Origin of the sequence: Hydrotalea lipotrueae, assembly GCF_019249625.1 — a bacterium.
Lineage (GTDB): Bacteria > Bacteroidota > Bacteroidia > Chitinophagales > Chitinophagaceae > Hydrotalea > Hydrotalea flava.
In genome coordinates, this window is the sequence record NZ_JAESDL010000004.1 from 1 (window position 1) to 19,424 (window position 19,424).

Below are 19,424 nucleotides of genomic sequence, written 5' to 3' on the forward strand. Positions count from 1 at the left end.
TAATAAAATAAGAAAGCTATACGGCCGGTGCCTGAATATAGGCGCTATGGCTGCTTAATTAACTACCGGACTATTGTAAAAAAGATGAATATTATTTTTAATTGCATCAGAAGGTGGTACAGCCTATAATCATTCTGAAGTAGTCTTCAGGAGCAAAAAAATTGAGGTATATTATGATTCTTATCATAATAATCCCATCTTAACACAACGTCAATTAAATCCCAACCGACCTTTCCCCATCACAACTACCGGGCATGCTGATTTTACTCAATCAAAAAATGGAGACTGGTTTGCTGTTTTTACCTTATGAAGCCGACTATTATAATACAGGAAGAGAAACTTTTATGGCACCGGAAAAATGGATAAATGGATGGCCTGTTATAACACAAGGTAATGAAGTGATTCAATACCATAATCCCAAAACAAATACTTTACAAGAAAGTGCCACACATATAATTATTTAAGTTTAACATGCATCGATTCTTTTAGGAACCAACAATTAAACTTAAGTTGGCAATTTTTAACAACCCCATTAAAAAAATGGTGGAACTTAAATAAAAGTGGGCTAACCATTCAGCTACAGCCTGTTACCTGCAGTGATTTAACAAATCCCTCATTTTTAGGCTGGCGACAATCACACTTAAAAGAGTATGCCAGTACACCTTTATCTTTTACTACCAAAAATGAAAAAGCCGGTTTACTAATTTTTCAAAATGAACATACTTTTTATTATTTGTGCCAATCTATTGAAAATAATGAACCAATCATTCAATTGTTTCAGGCGGAACATTCTGACACCGCTTCAAAAATAAAATTGGTTGCTTCTAAAAAATGACAATTTCCACTTCAACTTAAAATTGAATCAAATAATTAATTTTATTCATTTTATTATGCAACAAAACAAAACGAATAGTAATTGCTAAAAAGAAATTTAGATGCAAAAGTTTTGAGCACAAAGGTTGCCGGTGGTTTCGTTAGTTGTATGTATGCCTTATACGCCACATCATTGAGAAAACAATCAGATAATCAGGCCTTATTTCATTGGTTCACAATTTGTAATCAGGATACGATATATCCAAAACTAAATTTTAAAATTGAGCAATAAAACTATACTACGTTTCCTTCCCACAACAATTCCCTATTTTTGTCATACTAACAATTGTTCGTATGACAGATATTGAATTTAACAGAAATGAAGATTGGATGAAATTAGCAAATAGCGCAGTTAAAAAGCAAAAAGAAAAAATATGGCTGGGGGGTGGAAAAAAAGCCATAGAAAAACAACATCAAAAAAATAAACTTACGCCCAGAGAACGTATTGATTATTTAATTGATAAGGGCAGGCAATTTTTAGAATTGGGAACATTTGCCGGATGGGATATGTATCATGAGGAGGGTGGCTGTCCTGCCGGTGGCACAGTGGGTGGTATTGGAACAATTAGTGGCCGTCAATGCGTTATCATTGCAAACGATCAAACTGTAAAAGCCGGCGCCTGGTTTCCAATAACCGGGAAAAAGAATTTACGGTTACAGGAAATTGCAATGGAAAATAAATTACCCATTATTTATTTGGTGGATAGTGCCGGCGTTTACCTGCCTTTACAAGATGAAATTTTTCCAGATAAAGATCATTTTGGCCGTATTTTCAGAAACAATGCCAAAATGAGCGCCATGGGTATCACACAAATTGCAGCAGTACTGGGTGCCTGTGTTGCAGGTGGTGCTTATTTGCCTATTATGAGCGATGAAACATTGATGGTTGAAGGGAATGGCTCTATTTTTCTAGCAGGCTCTTACTTGGTAAAAGCAGCTATTGGAGAAGTAATTGACAATGAAACTTTAGGCGGTGCCATTACGCATACCGAAATTAGCGGAATAGCAGATTATCGGTTTAATACTGAACAAGAATGTTTAGACCATATTAAAAGAATGATACAGCAAATGGGTCATTTTCCCATGGCGGGCTTCAATAAAATTACAGCGATACCCCCATTTAAAAATGCAGAAAAAATATACGGTATCATGCCGGTTGAAAATGCCAAGCCTTATGATATGCATGAAATCATTGAAAGAATTGTGGATGCAAATGCTTCGGGCACCGGCAGTTCTTTTGAACCTTTTAAAAACGATTATGGAAAAACAATTATTTGCGGATATGCAAGAATTGAAGGCTGGAGTGTAGGTATTGTTGCCAACCAACGCTTAATTACAAAAAACAAAAAAGGAGAATTACAAATGGGTGGTGTAATTTATAATGATAGCGCCGATAAAGCTGCTCGTTTCATTATGAATTGTAACCAAAAAAAAATACCAATTGTTTTTTTACAAGATGTTACGGGTTTTATGGTTGGCAGCAGAAGTGAACATAGTGGTATCATTAAAGATGGTGCAAAATTAGTGAATGCGGTTGCCAATTCTGTAGTACCAAAAATTACCATTATTATTGGTAATAGCTATGGGGCTGGTAATTATGCCATGTGCGGAAAAGCCTATGATCCACGATTTATTTATGCATGGCCTAGTGCTAAAATTGCCGTAATGGGTGGTGAACAGGCTGCTAAAACCATGCTCCAAATTCAGGTGGCAACCCTAAAAGCACAAGGCAAAACAATTACTGAGGATGATGAAAATAAACTATTGAATGATTTAAAAGAAAAATACAATCAGCAAACTACTCCTTTTTATGCGGCTGCACGGTTATGGGTTGACGAAATTATTGATCCTCTTGCTACAAGGTATTATATTGCAGCAGGAATAGAAGCAGCCAATCACAATGCTGATATTCCCGATTTCAAAACAGGTGTTTTTCAGGTATAATCATAAAAAATATTGAATGAAAGCTTATCCAATTTATCAGGTTGATGCGTTTACAGATGTGTTATTTGGTGGCAATCCTGCTGCAGTTTGCCCTTTACAATCATGGCTTCCAACAACTACTATGCAACAATTGGCCATGGAAAATAATTTATCCGAAACAGCATTCTTTGTGCAAAAAGGTAATTTATTTGAAATCAGATGGTTTACGCCTGAAATAGAAATTGATTTAGCCGGTCATCCTACATTAGCCACTGCATTTGTAATTTTCAATATTTTAAAAACTGCAACCGATACAATTCAATTTGAAAGTAAAAGCGGTACTTTAATTGTAAAAAAACAAGGCGATCGTTTCATAATGAATTTCCCTTCCAGAATGCCAGTAAAAAAAGAACAGGTGCCACCTGGTTTACTAAAGGGATTCAATATAGTACCTTTATCAGTTTGGAAGTCGAGAGATTATTTACTCATTTATCCTGATGAGGCTACTGTTCAAGCATTAGTGCCGGATTTTAACCAACTCAATACTGTTGAAACACTGGGTATAATTGTTTCTGCTCCTGGCAATGCATCTGATTTTGTATCAAGATTTTTTGTACCCAATTCTGTTATTGGGGAGGACCCTGTTACGGGTTCAGCACATGCAACATTGATACCCTACTGGCATCGGGTGCTAGGCAAAAATCAAATGCTTGCCAAACAAATATCTAAGCGTGGTGGTAATTTATGGTGTGAGATGTTAAACGACCGCGTTACCATTGCAGGTAATGCTATTTTATATATGAAAGGTGAATATTATTTATCGGAATAAAATATTTTTTCGTAATGGCTTTATATTGATTCTTTGATTATCTGTATGTTTACAGCATGCAAGCCGCTCAAACAACACTTAAAATTTATACAGATGGCGCTTCCAAAGGCAATCCCGGACCCGGAGGCTACGGTATAGTAATGCTTTGGGGAGAAGTTAAAAAAGAATTATCAGCCGGATATCGGCTTACCACGAATAACAGAATGGAATTAATGGCAGTAATTGTTGCATTACAGTCGCTCACCAAAAAAAACATACCTGTTACTATTTACACAGATAGTCAGTATGTTGTAAACAGTGTTGAGAAAAAATGGCTTGATAACTGGATTAAAACCAATTTTAAAGGTGGTAAAAAGAATAAAGACCTTTGGTTAAAATACCATCAAATAGCTAAAAATTTTGAAATAAAATTCAAATGGGTAAAAGGGCATGCCGATAATCAATGGAACAACCGTTGTGATGCATTGGCAACTGCTGCTGCAGATGCTGAGAATTTATTGATTGATGAGGGTTATGAAAATGAAGTGAATTTATTACAATGAGTAACAATTGATTGCAGTTCATGATAACTATTAAGGTTTATTTTTGTTATGTAAGCAAATAAAAATATGCAACATAAAATCATTGTAGCGATAACAGGAGCAAGCGGATCTATTTATGCAAAATTATTATTGGATAAATTAGTTGCACTCAAAAATCAAATTGCTGAAGTGGGTATTGTAATGAGTAATAATGCCAAAATTGTATGGGCTACTGAATTAGGCAATTCTGATTATCTCCAATATCCTTTCAGATATTATGATAAAAATGATTTCAATGCTCCGTTTGCATCGGGTTCAGCTAAATTTAATACCATGATTGTTGCCCCTTGCAGTATGGGCACCATGGGCAGAATTGCAGCAGGTGTCAGCGATGATTTACTCACCCGTTCAGCTGATGTGATATTGAAGGAAAGAAGAAAATTAATTTTAATGATTCGAGATACACCCTATAACTTAATTCACATTAGAAACATGGAAACAATTACCCTTACAGGCGGAATTATTTTACCAGCAACCCCATCCTTTTATCATCAACCCACTACCATAGAAGCTGTTGCCGCTTCTGTGGTTGACAGAATTTTGGATATTGCCGGTTTGAATATTGAAACATTTAGATGGGGAAGTAAATAAAAACATTATGAAAAAAATTTTCTTACTCATTGCAGTCACCATTTGTTGTTTCAATATGGGTTGCTCAAAAAGTCAGCCAGCAGTAACCTACAGTCGTAATGATACTACACTTTTTTTTAAGGGTGCCGATGTTAGCTGGGTTACAGAAATGGAAGCAGCCGGCATTTCATTTTACGATTCAACCGGTACTAAAGCTGATTTATTTTCTATATTAAAACAAAAAAAAATTAATGCCATTCGACTAAGGGTTTGGGTAAACCCCACAAACGGATGGTGTAATACCAACGATTTAATTGTAAAAGCAAAAAGAGCCCAACAGGCAGGCATGAAAATTATGCTCGACTTTCACTACAGTGACAGTTGGGCTGATCCGGGTAAACAACCCAAACCTGCCGCCTGGTTAAACTTATCGTTTCCCTCACTGGTAACAACATTAGGTACTTATACTACCCAAGTATTACAAGCTTTGCAACAACAAAACATTACCCCCACCTGGGTACAAATAGGAAATGAGGTAGACAATGGAATGTTGTGGGAAGACGGCCGGGCATCTACCCATATGAATCAGTTTGCAGCACTTATTCAATCGGGATATACTGCGGTAAAAAGCTTTAATACAAACATTAAAGTCATTGTACATGTATCAAATGGATACAATAACAGTTTATTCCGCTGGCTGTTTGATGGTTTGCACGCAAATGGTGCACAATGGGATATTATAGGTATGTCATTATATCCGGATAGTACCAATTGGCCAACTTATAACACTCAATGCATTGCCAATATGAATGATATGATTGCCAGATATCACTCATCGGTTATGATATGTGAAGCAGGAATGCCGGTAAACCAACCTACTATTTGTCGTCAGTTTTTAACTGACCTTATTCAGAAAGTTCGTTCTATTCCCAATCAACAAGGTATAGGTGTATTTTACTGGGAACCCGAATGCTACAATAACTGGCAGGGTTATAATTTGGGTGCTTTTGATAATGCAGGGAAACCAACCGTAGCAATGGATGCATTTCTGCAATAAAAAGAGGCTGTATCAAAAGTGCTATGCAGCCTCTTTTTACTCGGTAAGAGAGGGCAGAGCATTGGAGAAAATTTTCGTTTATGCAAATCTCTGCCCCTTCTTTTTGCTTTTAATACATCCTCATACTCATTCACGCATCAACAATGAAATATTTCAGTTATGCTTTCGCATTCTCTTCTTCCGGAGCTCTTTTTAACTGAAATATAATTTTCCCGTTTTCTTTATCGAGCGAAGCAATTAATACATCGCCACTTTTTACATGCATATTTAATATTTCCTCTGCCAATGGATCTTCCAGATATTTTTGAATGGCACGATGTAAAGGTCTTGCGCCGTATTGCACATCATAACCTTTTTCGGCAATAAAGTCTTTCGCTTCATCCGTTAATTCAAGCGTGAAGCCCAGATTCACAAGGCGCTTCATCACACCCTTCATCAAAATATCAATAATGCTGAAGATGTTTTCTTTGGTAAGAGCATTAAAGATTACCACATCATCAATCCTGTTTAAGAACTCAGGTGAAAAGGTTCTTTTCAAGGCCTTTTCAATCACTGCTTTATTATTTTCTTCTTCATTCTGAATTCTGGCTGCTGTAGCAAAACCAACACCACTACCAAAATCTTTTAACTGTCGAACGCCAATGTTGGAGGTCATGATAATCAAAGTGTTTTTAAAATCAATTTTCCTTCCTAACCCATCTGTCAGTTGGCCGTCATCCAACACTTGCAATAAAATATTATAAATATCTGGATGTGCTTTTTCAATTTCATCTAACAAAATAACGCTATATGGTTTACGACGTACTTTTTCTGTTAATTGGCCGCCTTCTTCATAACCAACATAACCCGGAGGTGCACCAATTAAACGGCTTACCGTAAATTTCTCCATATATTCACTCATATCAATACGTATCAACGCATCTTCCGAATCGAACATATAACGTGCTAATGAACGGGCCAATTCTGTTTTACCAACGCCGGTAGGGCCTAAAAATATAAACGTACCAATAGGTTTCTTAGGATCTTTTAACCCCACTCTATTTCTTTGAATGGCTTTTACAACTTTACTAATAGCTTCTTCTTGTCCTACTACCATTCCTTTCATATCGTCAGCCATTCGGCGAAGTTTATCAGTTTCAGCTTGAACCATTCTTTTTACGGGTATACCGGTCATCATACTTACTACTTCGGCAATATCTTCTTCGCCAATAGGGTACCGCTTATTTTTACTTTCTTCTTCCCAAATAAGTTTAGCCTTTTCTAATTCTTCACCCAAACGTTTTTCTTTATCGCGTAAAGCAGCCGCTTCTTCAAAGCGCTGACTTTTTACTACCCGATTTTTTTCGTTTTTAACTTCTTCTATTTGTTTCTCTAATTCAACAATTTCTTCTGGAACATTGATGTTTTTCAAGTGTACCCTTGCGCCTACTTCATCTAATACATCAATCGCTTTATCGGGTAATAACCGATCGGTCATATACCTATCGCTCAATTTTACACAAGAATCAATAGCCTCTTCATCGTATACTACATTATGAAAATCTTCATACTTGCTTTTAATGTTGTTCAAAATCATAATGGTTTCAGGAACACTTGGTGGCTCAACCAAAACTTTTTGGAATCGGCGATCTAATGCCCCATCTTTTTCAATATACTGCCTGTATTCGTCTAAAGTAGAAGCACCAATGCATTGCAATTCACCACGAGCAAGGGCGGGTTTAAAAATATTAGAGGCATCTAATGAACCACTGGCGCCACCTGCACCAACAATGGTATGAATTTCATCGATAAACAAAATAACGTCTCTGTTTTTCTCTAATTCATTCATAATAGCTTTCATGCGCTCTTCAAACTGACCTCTGTATTTGGTACCTGCTACCAGTGCAGCCAAATCGAGCGATACAACTCTTTTATCAAACAAAACCCTACTCACTTTGCGTTGTACAATACGCAATGCTAAACCTTCTACAATGGCTGTTTTACCTACACCCGGTTCGCCAATTAAGATGGGATTATTTTTCTTTCTGCGAGAAAGAATTTGCGAAACCCTTTCAATTTCAGCCTCACGGCCTACAATTGGATCTAAAGAATTGGTTTCCGCCAATTTAGTAATATCGCGGCCAAAATTATCTAATACCGGGGTTTTACTTTTTACATTGCCTTGTTTGGCTGAACGTTGCTGATAGGCTTTTTGTTTTTCATCATCAAAATCATCTTCACCCTCATCAGAGAATTCATTTTTGGGCGGAGGTGCTGAATTGGTACCTACCATTCCCAGTTCATTTCTGAAAATATCATAGTCCACATCAAACTGATTTAAAATTTGCGTAGCGATATTTTCTTTATTCTTCAGAATGCTTAACAGTAAGTGCTCTGTTTCTACCAACGGACTTTTTAATGCTTTGGCTTCCAATACGGTTACCCTTATTACCTTTTCGGCTTGTTTGGTTAAAGGCAAACTATTGATGTTGGCAATATTTTTTCCTGTTTTATCTTTTACGGCCAGTTCAATTTCCTTCCGTAATTCATACAGGTCAACATTCAATTGCTTCAACACTTTTATAGCAAGATTTTCACCATCTCTAATTAAGCCTAGCAACAAGTGTTCTGTGCCAATAAAATCATTCCCCAACCGCAAAGCTTCTTCGCGACTGAATGAAATGATTTCTTTTACCTGGGCTGAAAAATTATTATCCATAATCTTTTTGGATTTATACAATTATAACGAATATTTTTGATCAAAGTTGCTTTCAACTTATTCACAAAATGTTTAGAAATTCTTTTTATGAAAGTCAAAATTGATACCAAGGAAAAATTTACCGTTTTAACCCCTGAAGTACCTAATATTTATGACAATATGGCTGATGAATTGGCTGCTGCATGTCAACAATTTCTTCAGGCGCCTATCAAAAATCTAATTTTAAAATTAAGCAATGTTCAAGATATTGACGGCAATATAGCGCAAAAGATTATTGATTTGCAACAAAGTTTTTACGATAAAAGTGCTTCTTTTCTGGTTTGTGAAATGAATAAAAATATTGAGGCTGTTTTTGAACAGAACGATTTGATTGAAATGTTGAATTTTACGCCTACAGAATGCGAGGCATGGGATATTGTTCAAATGGAAGAGATTGAACGGGAGCTTTTAGATTCAAACGATTTTTCTTTTGATACGGATGATATGTCATAAACTGTTTTTTAGTTTTACATTCATTTTTTTATTATATTGAAGGAAAAAGAGCAGCATTCAATATAATTTTTAACAATTTCTTGCAGCTATTCCGGTATTAAATTGCCTCCCATACACTGCAAAAAAAATTCACAATATGTTTGGTGTAACTATTTTAGGGAATAACTCAGCGCTGCCGGCTTATGACCGTCACCCTACTGCACAGGTAGTTACCCTGAACGATCAGCTTATATTAATTGATTGTGGAGAAGGCACACAAACACAATTGTCGAAATACAAAATCAAACGAAGCAAAATCAATCATATCTTAATCTCGCATTTACATGGCGATCATTATTTTGGATTGCCGGGATTAATTACCAGCATGGGTTTGTTAGGAAGGGAGCAAGATTTGCACGTGTATGCACCTGCTGCATTAGAAACAATTATTCAATTACAATTGAAGGCAGGAAATACCGATTTACCGTACACATTGCATTTTCATGCCTTAGAAATGTATGATGATTTATTAATTGATGAAAAAAAATTTAGTGTTCAAATTTTTACTACTGAACACCGGGTACCATGCTGGGGTTTTATTATAAAAGAAAAACGAATGCCTCGTAAAATTAATAAAGAAGCGGTACTGCAATATGCAATACCGGCTTCATTTTACGAAGCCTTACAAAAAGGTGAAGATTATACAAACAAAGCAGGCAATACCATTCAAAATAATGTATTAACGATTCCAAATAAAGCATCCAAATCATATGTGTATTGTGCAGATACCCGCTATGCCGAGAAAAACATAAGTGTATGCAGCCATGCATCATTACTATATCATGAAACCACTTATTTACAAAACTGTGAAGATAAAGCTGCGTTACGATTTCACTCTACTTCTATACAGGCTGGTACATTTGCCACAAAAGCCGGTGCAAACAAATTAATTATTGGCCATTTTAGCAGTAAGTATGAAACATTAGATCTGTTTTTAAAAGAAACACAGGCTGCTTTCGCCAATACTGATTTGGCATTAGAAGGTGTAACTTTTTTGGTTTAATACAGTTGCATCAGCCAACGATAAAATGCAGGGAACTCCTCTCTCCAGTATTTTTCCTGATGTGTACCCGGCGGATACACAGAGCGACGAATAGTATGGCTGGGGTAAGCATCTAAATTTTTGATCACCTCATCCATATCAGACAACATGGTGGCACTCTCTTTCCCACCTGCATAAAAATAATAAACCGGTTTAAAATCAGCATGCACAGCGGGTTTTAATTGTTGTGGCGAATAAAGCCAAAATGCCGGTGAAAAGATGCCGGCAGCGCCAAATATATTGGGGTATTTCATGAATGCATAGTAACTAATGATAGCTCCCATACTGCTTCCGGCAATATAAGTATAATGTGGCCCTTTTTTGGTTCTGTATTTGCTATCAATAAAAGGCTTTAATGCATTAACAATAAAATTTATATAATAAAATCCTTCTCCTTTTACGGAATCTTTGCCCACTTTTCCTGCAGGAATGGTATAAGGGCTGTATTCGCTCAAACGCTTGTCCCCACCATTATCAATGCCAACTACTATACAATATTTACCTAATTTTTGCGCTAGTGTATCCAAACATTCATCAATGCCCCATTCGCCTGCAAATGCAGTTTGGTCATTGAATAAGTTTTGTCCGTCCTGCATATATAAAACGGGATATGTTTGGGTTGACTGGTAGTAATTTCTGGGGAGGTACAGCCAAATTCGCCGGGTGCTATGTAATTGTGGAATATAAAAAGCAGTATCAATAATTGAAACTTGCGGACTGGCGGTATAGGGTTTGGGTTTTTCAGGGTAATCATCTTTCCAACCAGCAATGGTAAAAGAAGAATCAATATCCGAATCTACCTGTAAAACCCTGTCATTCATATCACGCCCATCTGCCAAACATTCCACTTTATCAAAACTGCCTCTGGTAAACTTAAAAGCATAATTACCCGGTGTCATATTTTTAATTACAATCCCCACCCTGCTTCCACCAAATGGCTTTAACCGATATTGCTCATCTTTCGGATTCCAGTTGTTAAAATTACCACTTACATAAATGGGCTCATCTTGCCGAGTAGCCACTTTTGTAACCATTAACTTAACGTTAAATTGTGCCTGTACTACCGGTATAAGCAGGAGTAGTAAAGCAAAGCTGAAAATTATGTTTCGCATGTAATAAAGTTAAGTAACCCACATAAAAAAAGCCACCTTTTAGAGTGGCTTATGATTTATTTCATTCATTTTTAATCTAATAATTCTGCATCGGCAGGATAGTTGGCGCGGTTAAAATTAAACATGCCATCCGGCAACTTCGCTGCCGTATTCATGCTACTGATTAACACCACAGTTTTATTGTTGCTTTTATCTAAAATTACCGCTTTTGTTACTAAGTGTTTGAATTTATTGATAAACAAATCAACTTTTTGGAAACTACGCCTGTCATCTTTTGGAAACATTTCTATTTGATAACTACTACCGTTAGAAGAAATGAGTTTATAATTAAAATCTTTATCATAAGAACCGGATAGTAATTTTTGCGGGCTCAATGTTGCTGCACTTTCTTCTACTGAAGATTTTGTAATGGTTTTATTGCCATCATAATTGTAAACATTGGTGCCATCACAAATAATAACAGTTTTACCCTGTTTCAGTAAATATTTATCACCTTTCATAGAAAGCGTTCCTGCTTTAATACCATTGGGCTTTCCTTTACTGGTAATGGATTCCAGCATAAACTTTGCAGTAATTCCTTTGGCTGATTTTACTTTTTCTCCTACCTCATTTAAAACCTTTTTAGCTGCAGGATCATTTTGTGCTTTTACCTGTATTGACGTTCCAATCAATAATCCTGCAACAAAAAACAAATACTTCATTGTTTAAATTTAATTTGAAAAATGAATCAAAACAGCACTGATTAGATCAAACTTTTTTGATTTTTTAAATATTGGGCGCAAAGATAGGGCTTTAAAAATTTTAGACCTGTATTCAGGTGGTTTGTTTAGCGGTTGTTAAAAAAAATGGAGGTTAATGAATGCGTTTCAGCTAACAAATCATCTATGGAATGTTTCAAATCAGCATTTGCTAAGGAATAGAATGCAGGTATTCTTCCAGTTCCGATTCTGTTTTAAAACGTACTTCTCTTGCTTTACTGCCCAAATTAGGCCCAACAATGCCGGCGGCTTCTAACTGATCCATTAACCTGCCGGCCCGATTATAACCCAATTTCATTCTTCGCTGAATGAGCGAAGTGCTACCTACCTGATTTTGCACAATTAAACGCGCTGCATCTTCAAACAGTGGATCACGATCTGTAACATCCATTTCTCTGCCTTCCATATCTTTTTCATCTACATATTCCGGCAATAAAAATGCTTCAGGATATCCTCTTTGTTCCCCAATAAAATTACATACCTTATCTACTTCAGGTGTATCAACAAAAGCACACTGTAATCGAACAATTTCCCCATTGTAATTAATCAGCATATCGCCTTTCCCAATTAACTGCTCTGCCCCTCCTGCATCTAGAATGGTTCTGCTATCTATTTTAGAAGACACTTTAAAAGCAATTCGGGCAGGAAAATTGGCCTTGATGGTTCCTGTAATAATATTTACCGATGGTCTTTGTGTAGCAATAATTAAGTGTATACCAATTGCCCTGGCCAATTGCGCTAACCGGGCAATGGGCATTTCAACTTCTTTACCGGCAGTCATAATTAAATCTGCAAATTCATCTACTACCAATACAATGAATGGAAGGTATTGGTGTCCTTTTTGCGGATTTAATTTTCTTTCTGTGAATTTTTGGTTGTACTCTTTAATATTTCTAACACCTGCTTCTTTCAGCAAATCGTAACGGTTATCCATTTCAATACACAAAGCATTTAATGTGTTTACCACCTTTTTTGTATCGGTAATAATAGCTTCTTCTTCTCCTGGTAACTTGGCCAGAAAATGTTTTTCAATAACCCGGTACAAGCTCAATTCTACTTTCTTAGGATCAACCAGAATAAATTTTAATTGCGATGGATGCTTTTTGTAGAGCAATGAAACCAAAATGGCATTCAAACCCACCGATTTACCCTGACCGGTAGCACCTGCCATGAGTAAGTGAGGCATGGAAGCCAAATCAACAATAAAATTTTCATTGTCAATTTTTTTACCAATGGCAATAGGTAATGAAAAATTATTTTTTTGAAATTTATCGCTCGATATCAGCGTTCGCATACTTACCACCGTTTTCCTGATATTGGGTACTTCAATACCAATGGTACCTTTGCCGGGTATAGGTGCAATAATTCGAATGCCTAAAGCAGCAAGACTTAGTGCAATATCATCTTCCAGATTTTTAATACGGCTAATACGAACTCCAGGGGCAGGAACAATTTCATATAACGTTACTGTTGGACCAACGGTAGCGGCTATGCGTTGTATTGCAATATCATAGTTTTTAAGTGTTGCAATAATTTGATTTTTATTTGCTTCTAATTCATTGGGGTCATGTACAATTTTTTCACTGCCATGTAAATCAAGCAAATCAAGGGTTGGAAATTTATAATTACGCAGTTCAAGTGTAGCATCATAAGGCTCATCTAATACCGGCAATGCTTTTTTTGCAGCAACAAAGGCAACCTCTTCGGAGGCAGGTTTTATTTCTAATTGCATATCAACCGAATCATCTATCATCAATTTCGGCTGCATGCTAACTGATGCATGTTCATGAATAGTATTATTTTGAATGACTGCTTCAGGTTCTGTTGCTGTGTCTAACTCCGTATGCTTATGCATGACATCAACAGACTCATCTGCAATTAATTCTGATTTTTCCAAAGCTATGCCCTGCTGTTTTTCCTGCAATTCAAAACGGATTAAAGGATTAGAGGCATCCATCATTGCTGATTCATCAGGCATAATAACGGTTACATTTTTTCCTCCGTTTTTCAGTTTGTTGGCTGTAACCCAAGCTTCATCTGTTGCAGGATATACCTCCAACGGCACTTCTTCAATTTGTTTATTCTCAGCATCCCATTGTTGGTAAACGGGTATTTCATCAGCAGAAAGTGTTGTGGCTTCATTTGAAGTGATTGGCTGTGAAACATTCCGGTTATTTTTACTGATGCGCTGAGGCCATTTAGGGAGTTTAAAAACAGGATTGAACCGCCATATTACATAAGCAAAAACAGCTATCAGTAAAAATGCTGCGGTACCCAGTTTACCCATCCATTTAATGAACCAGCTATCCAGCATATTGCCCACTGCACCACCCCATGAAAACTGACTGTTGGGTGTAATAAAAGCTGCGGCTACACTAATAATCAATAATCCCACTAAAACATAACGCAAATTTCGCTGAATGGAAAATACCTTTTTGCTAAACAATCCATTTACCCCAATTACAAAGAAAAAAGTACACAACAAATATGCTGCAATACCAAAACCCTTGTACATAAAAAAATGTGCCATATAAGCGCCGGAAACACCAAGTAGATTGTTAATTTTCACATCTTCTAACGAAAATATTTTTATGCCGAATTGCTGCACTTTATCCTGATCATCCTGCCAGGTAAATAAATAAGAAGTAAAAGCAATAAAAAGAAAAAAAGCAAATAAAAGGGCTACCGCACCAGCAATTTTTGTAGTGCGCTCATCCTTCACCACTTCAGATACGGAAATATCTACCTCTTTATCCGGTTGTAATTTTTCAGGATCTGGTGGCGGCGGCACATTTTTTTTTAAGCGGTTTGCCATACTAACAAATATAAGCGAACTACTTGCGAAATTGCCATATTAGAAAAGTATGTGGATTATTTATTGGCAGCGCATCTTTTATTCAGATTACTAAAAAGCCTATCTTTTCAGTGATATAGTGGGAATGATTACAATCTGTATTAGCTTTTCCGATTAAGGGCGACTACCATGCAAAACCATCCTGCTATAAAAAACACCCCTCCTATAGGTGTAATAGGTCCCACCCAAATTAATCCACTGGTATGATGCATGGCTTTCATGATGGTGATGGCATACAATGAGCCACAAAAGAACAAAATACCCACAGCAAAAAATCGGCCTGCTATACGCATCCATTTTCCCGGAAACGATTCGTATAATATCCCTGCAAATAACAACGCCAATGCGTGAAACATTTGATAATGAATGCCTGTTTCATATACATTGAGGGTGTCTGCATCTACCCATTGTTTAAGCGTATGTGCGCCAAAAGCACCTAATATTACGGTAATTAAACCCAGCCAGGCTCCGGTTTTTAAAAATCCTCTAAGCATATTCACGATTGGTTGATGTTGAATTGTTTATTTTCAAAAGATTGTATAGCTGTAATCATTGTTTCTATTTGAAGTTGTTCGCCTTTTAAGTGAATATCGGCTTTACCATAAAAACGGCTTCTTTCTGCTAATTTTTCCGATAAAAAATGCGTGAGTGCTGCTGTATTTTCAAAATTGGCCACCAATGGGCGATGCGATTTTTCTTTGAGCAGTCTTTCAGCCAAAGTATGTACCGGTTCATCAATCCAAATAGTAATCCCGTGTTGGTTCATCCATAACATATTATCATGAAAACAGGGAGTACCTCCACCCGTGGCCACTACAACGCTATTTTTATTGCTAAAAGTTCTCAGTTCGGCTGCTTCTTTTTCCCGGAAAAATGTTTCTCCCTTTTCATTGAAGATGGCAGCAATAGACTGTTGGTATACTTTTTCAATTTGTGCATCTAAATCTACGCCTCCAAAATTCAGTTGCCGGGCAATAGCTTTACACCAGTAACTTTTACCGCTGCCCATCATTCCCACCAAAAAAATGGGGGGAAATTTTGATGATGTCTTTGTTTGACTGAATGATTCATTGTTCATATATAATCTCATCAATCCTGCTTATGTAAATGCATTAAAGCCTGTAATATCCATTCCAGTAATTAAAAGGTGAATATCATGCGTTCCTTCGTATGTAATCACACTTTCCAGATTCATCATGTGGCGCATCACTGAATATTCGCCTGTAATGCCCATGCCACCCAATATTTGCCGGGCATCTCTTGCAATATTTGCGGCAATTTCACAACTATTCCGTTTAGCCATACTTACCTGAGCCGGTGTTGCTTTTGCTTCATTCATTAATACACCCAAACGCCAAACCAATAGTTGTGCTTTGGTAATTTCTGTAATCATTTCAGCCAGTTTTTTCTGCTGCAACTGAAATGCACCAATCGGTTTCCCAAATTGAACCCTTTCTTTGCTGTATCGCAAAGCTGTATCATAGCAATCCATCGCTGCTCCCAATGCACCCCAAGCAATACCATAACGGGCTTTTGTTAAACAATTTAAAGGACCTTTTAACCCTTTAACATTGGGTAAAATATTGGCTTTAGGCACTTTTACATCATGAAAAACCAATTCGCCGGTGGCACTGGCTCGCAAACTCCATTTTCCATGTGTTGTGGGTGTTGTAAAACCTTCCATACCTCTTTCTACAATTACGCCCTGCACTTCACCCGCTTCATTTTTTGCCCAAACTACCGCAACATCAGCAAATGGCGCATTACTAATCCACATTTTAGCACCATTCAAAATGATATGATCGCCTGCCTCTGTAAAATGGGTAAGCATACCCGCAGGGTTACTGCCGTGATTGGGTTCAGTTAATCCGAAACAACCCAACCATTCACCAGAAGCTAATTTGGGCAGATATTTGTTACGCTGTTCCTCATTACCATACGCATAAATAGGGAACATCACCAACGAGCCCTGAACACTGGCAGTAGAACGAACCCCGCTATCACCCCGTTCCAATTCCTGCATCATTAATCCATAACTAATATAATCTAAACCGCCACCGCCATATTGTGCCGGAATGGTGGGCCCGAAGCAGCCTAATTGACCCAATTGTGATACAATTTGTTCGGGAAAAGTTGCATTTTGTGCATATTCTTCTATAATGGGCGAAATTTCTTTTTTTACATAATTACGCACAGCATCCCGTACCATTTTGTGTTCTTCGGTTAATAAATCATCTAACTGAAAATAATCTGGTGACTGGAATAAATCGGTTCTGGCAGCCATATTCTTTTTTTTATTAGAATGAATCGTTGAATTTCAGGAAAACAGGTTTTAAACTACACACCTAATACAATTAAAACAAATGTAACAAGATGCACACATCTCTCCGCATTTTGTTACATTTTTCTTTTAGGATTGCCCTTGCTTCGAACGCAATATTGATTGATGAATTGAATCTTCATCCGGCATCTGTTTTTTTATGAATAATATTTAATGGGTTTCAACTTTATATTTGTATATCAACTACTTGAACATTACACTGCTAAACAAGCTATTTTGAAAAAAATTCTCAGCCACTTAACTTTTTATGTTTTTATTGCAATTATTGCTGCTATTGCATTGGGTGTTTTTTCCCCGGATACAGCCGTTTCCATGAAGTTTTTAGGCACTTATTTCGTTGATTTAATAAAAATTTTTATTGTTCCCATTATTTTCTTCACCATTGTATTGGGTATTTCGAGCATGGGCGATTTGAAAAAGGTGGGCCGAATTGGTATAAAATCCATTATTTATTTCGAGCTCATTACAACGCTTTCCTTGTTGATTGGAATGGGTGTAGCGTTAATACTTAAGCCTGGAAATATTAATAAACAGTTATTACCTGTGGCAGCAGCGGTAAAAGCAACTACTGCATCCGAATCATTTAACTGGCTCAGTTTTTTGCAATCCAATACCACCATTCAAGCTTTATTATTGGCCATCATTGCAGGAATTATTATTAACAAACATAAACACAGAATCAACATTATTCATCAACTAGGCAAATTATCACATTATGTTTTTATTGCACTAAAATATGTGATGTATCTGGCGCCGGTAGGCGCTTTTGGAGGAATGGCTTTTACCGTAGGTAAATTTGGATTGGCTACGCTGCTGCCACTTGCCAAATTAGTGGCTTGTGTTTATGGAGCATCTGCCTTGTTTGTTTTTATGGTATTGGGCAGCATTTTAAAATATTACAATTTAAGTATCTGGAAATATTTGGTGGCTATAAAAGAAGAGCTTTTATTGGTGTTGGGAACCTCTTCATCAGAAGCTGCCTTGCCTACTTTAATGTCGAAACTAGAAAAGATGGGCTGCAGTAAAACGGTAGTAGGTTTGGTAATACCTACCGGTTATTCATTCAATTTGGATGGTACTTCCATCTATTTATCAATGGCAGTCATTTTTATAGCACAATTGTATCAGGTACATTTAAGTTTTGAGCATTTACTGATGTTAATACTGATACTAATGCTTACCTCAAAAGGAGCTGCGGGTGTCACCGGCAGCGGCTTTATTGTATTAACCACTACCCTTACTGCCATACACACCATACCTGTAGAAGGTTTGGCATTTTTATTAGGAGTAGATAAATTTATGAGTGAAGCAAGAGCCATCACCAATTTAATTGGTAATGGCGTTGCTACCATTGTTATTGCAAAAAGCGAAAAGGAGTATGTGAATCCTGCTACCTGATTATCCAAAAATCTGATTCATTAAACCGGCCAAATGCACACCGCCTTTTAATAATTGCTCATTAGCAGTTTGAATATGGTCGTACACATATCGGTAACTTAATTTTTGATCGGGTGCTTTTACTTCAGCATATAGTTTTTGTGCTATAACATAAGAGTCATAAATCCATTGACTAACGGGTTGCTGCATCCAGGCCTGGCGTTGCGCTTTGTTGATATAATTGATGGCATTGGTATATTCCGTATAGCTTAACTGCTCACTGCTGATTAATTTATCATCCCAAACCGAATGTAAATTGGTAGGCTGGCCAAACCAAAACACTTTAATTTTATTTCCGCCGGCATCTTCTTCCCGGCTAACGTGCATGGGCTGATGTACATCCCCAACGATATGAATCAATAAACGTACATACATTTTTTTGACATCCTTCGATAAGTCTTTGCGTTTTAATTCATTGGCTAAAAAATTAATTTTGGTATATGCATCTGCAATGGTATCCTGCGCCAGATAAGCATTCAATTCCTCCTGCGTTAAATTATCGGCTACATTTATGTAATGCCATGGAGAGATATAATCGTATTCATGATCAGATCTTACAAAATCGGCCCATGTACTGGCTAAAGCCATGGTTTCATTGCCTAAAATATCTTTAATGGCTGCAGCAGCTTTTGGAGTTAAATAACTTTCAGCTATCTGGCCAACTACCCGATGGCCTAACATGCCCCATGCCATTGATGTTAAAGGCACATAAAACAGTATTGCAATAAAAAATAGTTTTCTTCTCATAATCTCATTTTTAAACGAAAATAAAAGATGCTGTTTAAAAAAATGGATTAATAAATTAAGAACGGTTAAAT

General features: G+C 36.8%; 18 protein-coding genes and 1 pseudogene. 11 read left to right on the forward strand and 8 right to left on the reverse strand.

The window, feature by feature from the left end; translation table 11 throughout:
• Nucleotides 1–100: 100 nt before the first annotated feature.
• The 8 genes and pseudogenes from JK139_RS15825 to JK139_RS03925 all read left to right on the forward strand — a co-directional run bounded on the left by JK139_RS15825 (nucleotide 101) and on the right by JK139_RS03925 (nucleotide 5,833).
• Nucleotides 101–310 carry a family 43 glycosylhydrolase gene (locus JK139_RS15825; protein ID WP_394369751.1) on the forward strand — a complete coding sequence of 70 codons (210 nt, stop codon included), beginning with the start codon at nucleotides 101–103 and terminating at the stop codon, nucleotides 308–310.
• Nucleotides 255–464: a hypothetical protein gene (locus JK139_RS03890; RefSeq protein WP_218330632.1), complete on the forward strand. Its 210-nt coding sequence runs from the start codon at nucleotides 255–257 to the stop codon at nucleotides 462–464. Before JK139_RS15825 ends, JK139_RS03890 begins: the two co-directional genes overlap by 56 nt.
• Nucleotides 465–475: 11 nt before the next feature.
• Nucleotides 476–1,105: pseudogene (locus JK139_RS15830) on the forward strand (beta-xylosidase family glycoside hydrolase).
• Nucleotides 1,106–1,167: 62 nt separating this feature from the next.
• Entirely contained in the window at nucleotides 1,168–2,817 is a 1,650-nt protein-coding gene (locus JK139_RS03905) for an acyl-CoA carboxylase subunit beta (RefSeq protein ID WP_074420399.1), read from the forward strand.
• 16 nt (nucleotides 2,818–2,833) lie between these two features.
• Nucleotides 2,834–3,625 carry a PhzF family phenazine biosynthesis protein gene (locus JK139_RS03910; protein WP_074419024.1) on the forward strand — a complete coding sequence of 264 codons (792 nt, stop codon included), beginning with the start codon at nucleotides 2,834–2,836 and terminating at the stop codon, nucleotides 3,623–3,625.
• A 56-nt stretch (nucleotides 3,626–3,681) separates the two neighbouring features.
• Complete coding sequence (rnhA, locus tag JK139_RS03915) at nucleotides 3,682–4,167, forward strand: ribonuclease HI (RefSeq protein WP_074419025.1); 486 nt, start codon at nucleotides 3,682–3,684, stop codon at nucleotides 4,165–4,167.
• A gap of 66 nt (nucleotides 4,168–4,233) precedes the next feature.
• The gene (locus tag JK139_RS03920) at nucleotides 4,234–4,797 is read left to right on the forward strand and encodes a UbiX family flavin prenyltransferase (protein ID WP_074419026.1); all 564 of its coding nucleotides are present in this window, start codon (nucleotides 4,234–4,236) and stop codon (nucleotides 4,795–4,797) included.
• Nucleotides 4,798–4,804: 7 nt separating this feature from the next.
• Complete coding sequence (locus JK139_RS03925) at nucleotides 4,805–5,833, forward strand: glycoside hydrolase family 53 protein (RefSeq protein ID WP_074419049.1); 1,029 nt, start codon at nucleotides 4,805–4,807, stop codon at nucleotides 5,831–5,833.
• A gap of 157 nt (nucleotides 5,834–5,990) precedes the next feature.
• Here the strand turns inward: JK139_RS03925 and JK139_RS03930 are convergent, their stop codons facing one another.
• Nucleotides 5,991–8,531: an ATP-dependent Clp protease ATP-binding subunit gene (locus JK139_RS03930; RefSeq protein ID WP_074417551.1), complete on the reverse strand. Its 2,541-nt coding sequence runs from the start codon at nucleotides 8,529–8,531 to the stop codon at nucleotides 5,991–5,993.
• Nucleotides 8,532–8,618: 87 nt separating this feature from the next.
• Here JK139_RS03930 and JK139_RS03935 point away from each other — a divergent pair, with 87 nt between their 5' ends.
• Both JK139_RS03935 and JK139_RS03940 read left to right on the forward strand, forming a co-directional pair.
• Nucleotides 8,619–9,023, forward strand: coding sequence for an STAS domain-containing protein (locus JK139_RS03935; RefSeq protein WP_074419027.1), 405 nt, complete (start codon nucleotides 8,619–8,621; stop codon nucleotides 9,021–9,023).
• A 136-nt stretch (nucleotides 9,024–9,159) separates the two neighbouring features.
• The gene (locus JK139_RS03940; protein ID WP_074419028.1) at nucleotides 9,160–10,065 is read left to right on the forward strand and encodes a ribonuclease Z; all 906 of its coding nucleotides are present in this window, start codon (nucleotides 9,160–9,162) and stop codon (nucleotides 10,063–10,065) included.
• Here the strand turns inward: JK139_RS03940 and JK139_RS03945 are convergent.
• From JK139_RS03945 to JK139_RS03970, 6 genes are all read right to left on the reverse strand, one after another.
• Nucleotides 10,062–11,216, reverse strand: coding sequence for an alpha/beta hydrolase (locus JK139_RS03945; protein WP_074419029.1), 1,155 nt, complete (start codon nucleotides 11,214–11,216; stop codon nucleotides 10,062–10,064). The genes JK139_RS03940 and JK139_RS03945 overlap by 4 nt on opposite strands.
• Before the next feature lie 71 nt (nucleotides 11,217–11,287).
• Complete coding sequence (locus JK139_RS03950) at nucleotides 11,288–11,917, reverse strand: LolA family protein (RefSeq protein WP_074419030.1); 630 nt, start codon at nucleotides 11,915–11,917, stop codon at nucleotides 11,288–11,290.
• 208 nt (nucleotides 11,918–12,125) lie between these two features.
• Complete coding sequence (locus JK139_RS03955; protein WP_074419031.1) at nucleotides 12,126–14,789, reverse strand: FtsK/SpoIIIE family DNA translocase; 2,664 nt, start codon at nucleotides 14,787–14,789, stop codon at nucleotides 12,126–12,128.
• Between the two features lie 140 nt (nucleotides 14,790–14,929).
• Nucleotides 14,930–15,322: a DUF423 domain-containing protein gene (locus JK139_RS03960; RefSeq protein WP_074419032.1), complete on the reverse strand. Its 393-nt coding sequence runs from the start codon at nucleotides 15,320–15,322 to the stop codon at nucleotides 14,930–14,932.
• 2 nt (nucleotides 15,323–15,324) lie between these two features.
• Nucleotides 15,325–15,918, reverse strand: coding sequence for a shikimate kinase (locus JK139_RS03965; RefSeq protein ID WP_081298623.1), 594 nt, complete (start codon nucleotides 15,916–15,918; stop codon nucleotides 15,325–15,327).
• A 9-nt stretch (nucleotides 15,919–15,927) separates the two neighbouring features.
• Nucleotides 15,928–17,112 carry an acyl-CoA dehydrogenase family protein gene (locus tag JK139_RS03970; RefSeq protein ID WP_074419034.1) on the reverse strand — a complete coding sequence of 395 codons (1,185 nt, stop codon included), beginning with the start codon at nucleotides 17,110–17,112 and terminating at the stop codon, nucleotides 15,928–15,930.
• A 273-nt stretch (nucleotides 17,113–17,385) separates the two neighbouring features.
• Between JK139_RS03970 and JK139_RS03975 the strand changes: the two genes are divergently transcribed.
• Nucleotides 17,386–18,567 carry a cation:dicarboxylate symporter family transporter gene (locus JK139_RS03975; protein ID WP_228733112.1) on the forward strand — a complete coding sequence of 394 codons (1,182 nt, stop codon included), beginning with the start codon at nucleotides 17,386–17,388 and terminating at the stop codon, nucleotides 18,565–18,567.
• Here JK139_RS03975 and JK139_RS03980 read toward each other — a convergent pair whose 3' ends face one another.
• Nucleotides 18,568–19,353 carry a S1/P1 nuclease gene (locus tag JK139_RS03980; protein ID WP_218330633.1) on the reverse strand — a complete coding sequence of 262 codons (786 nt, stop codon included), beginning with the start codon at nucleotides 19,351–19,353 and terminating at the stop codon, nucleotides 18,568–18,570.
• Between the last annotated feature and the right edge of the window lie 71 nt (nucleotides 19,354–19,424).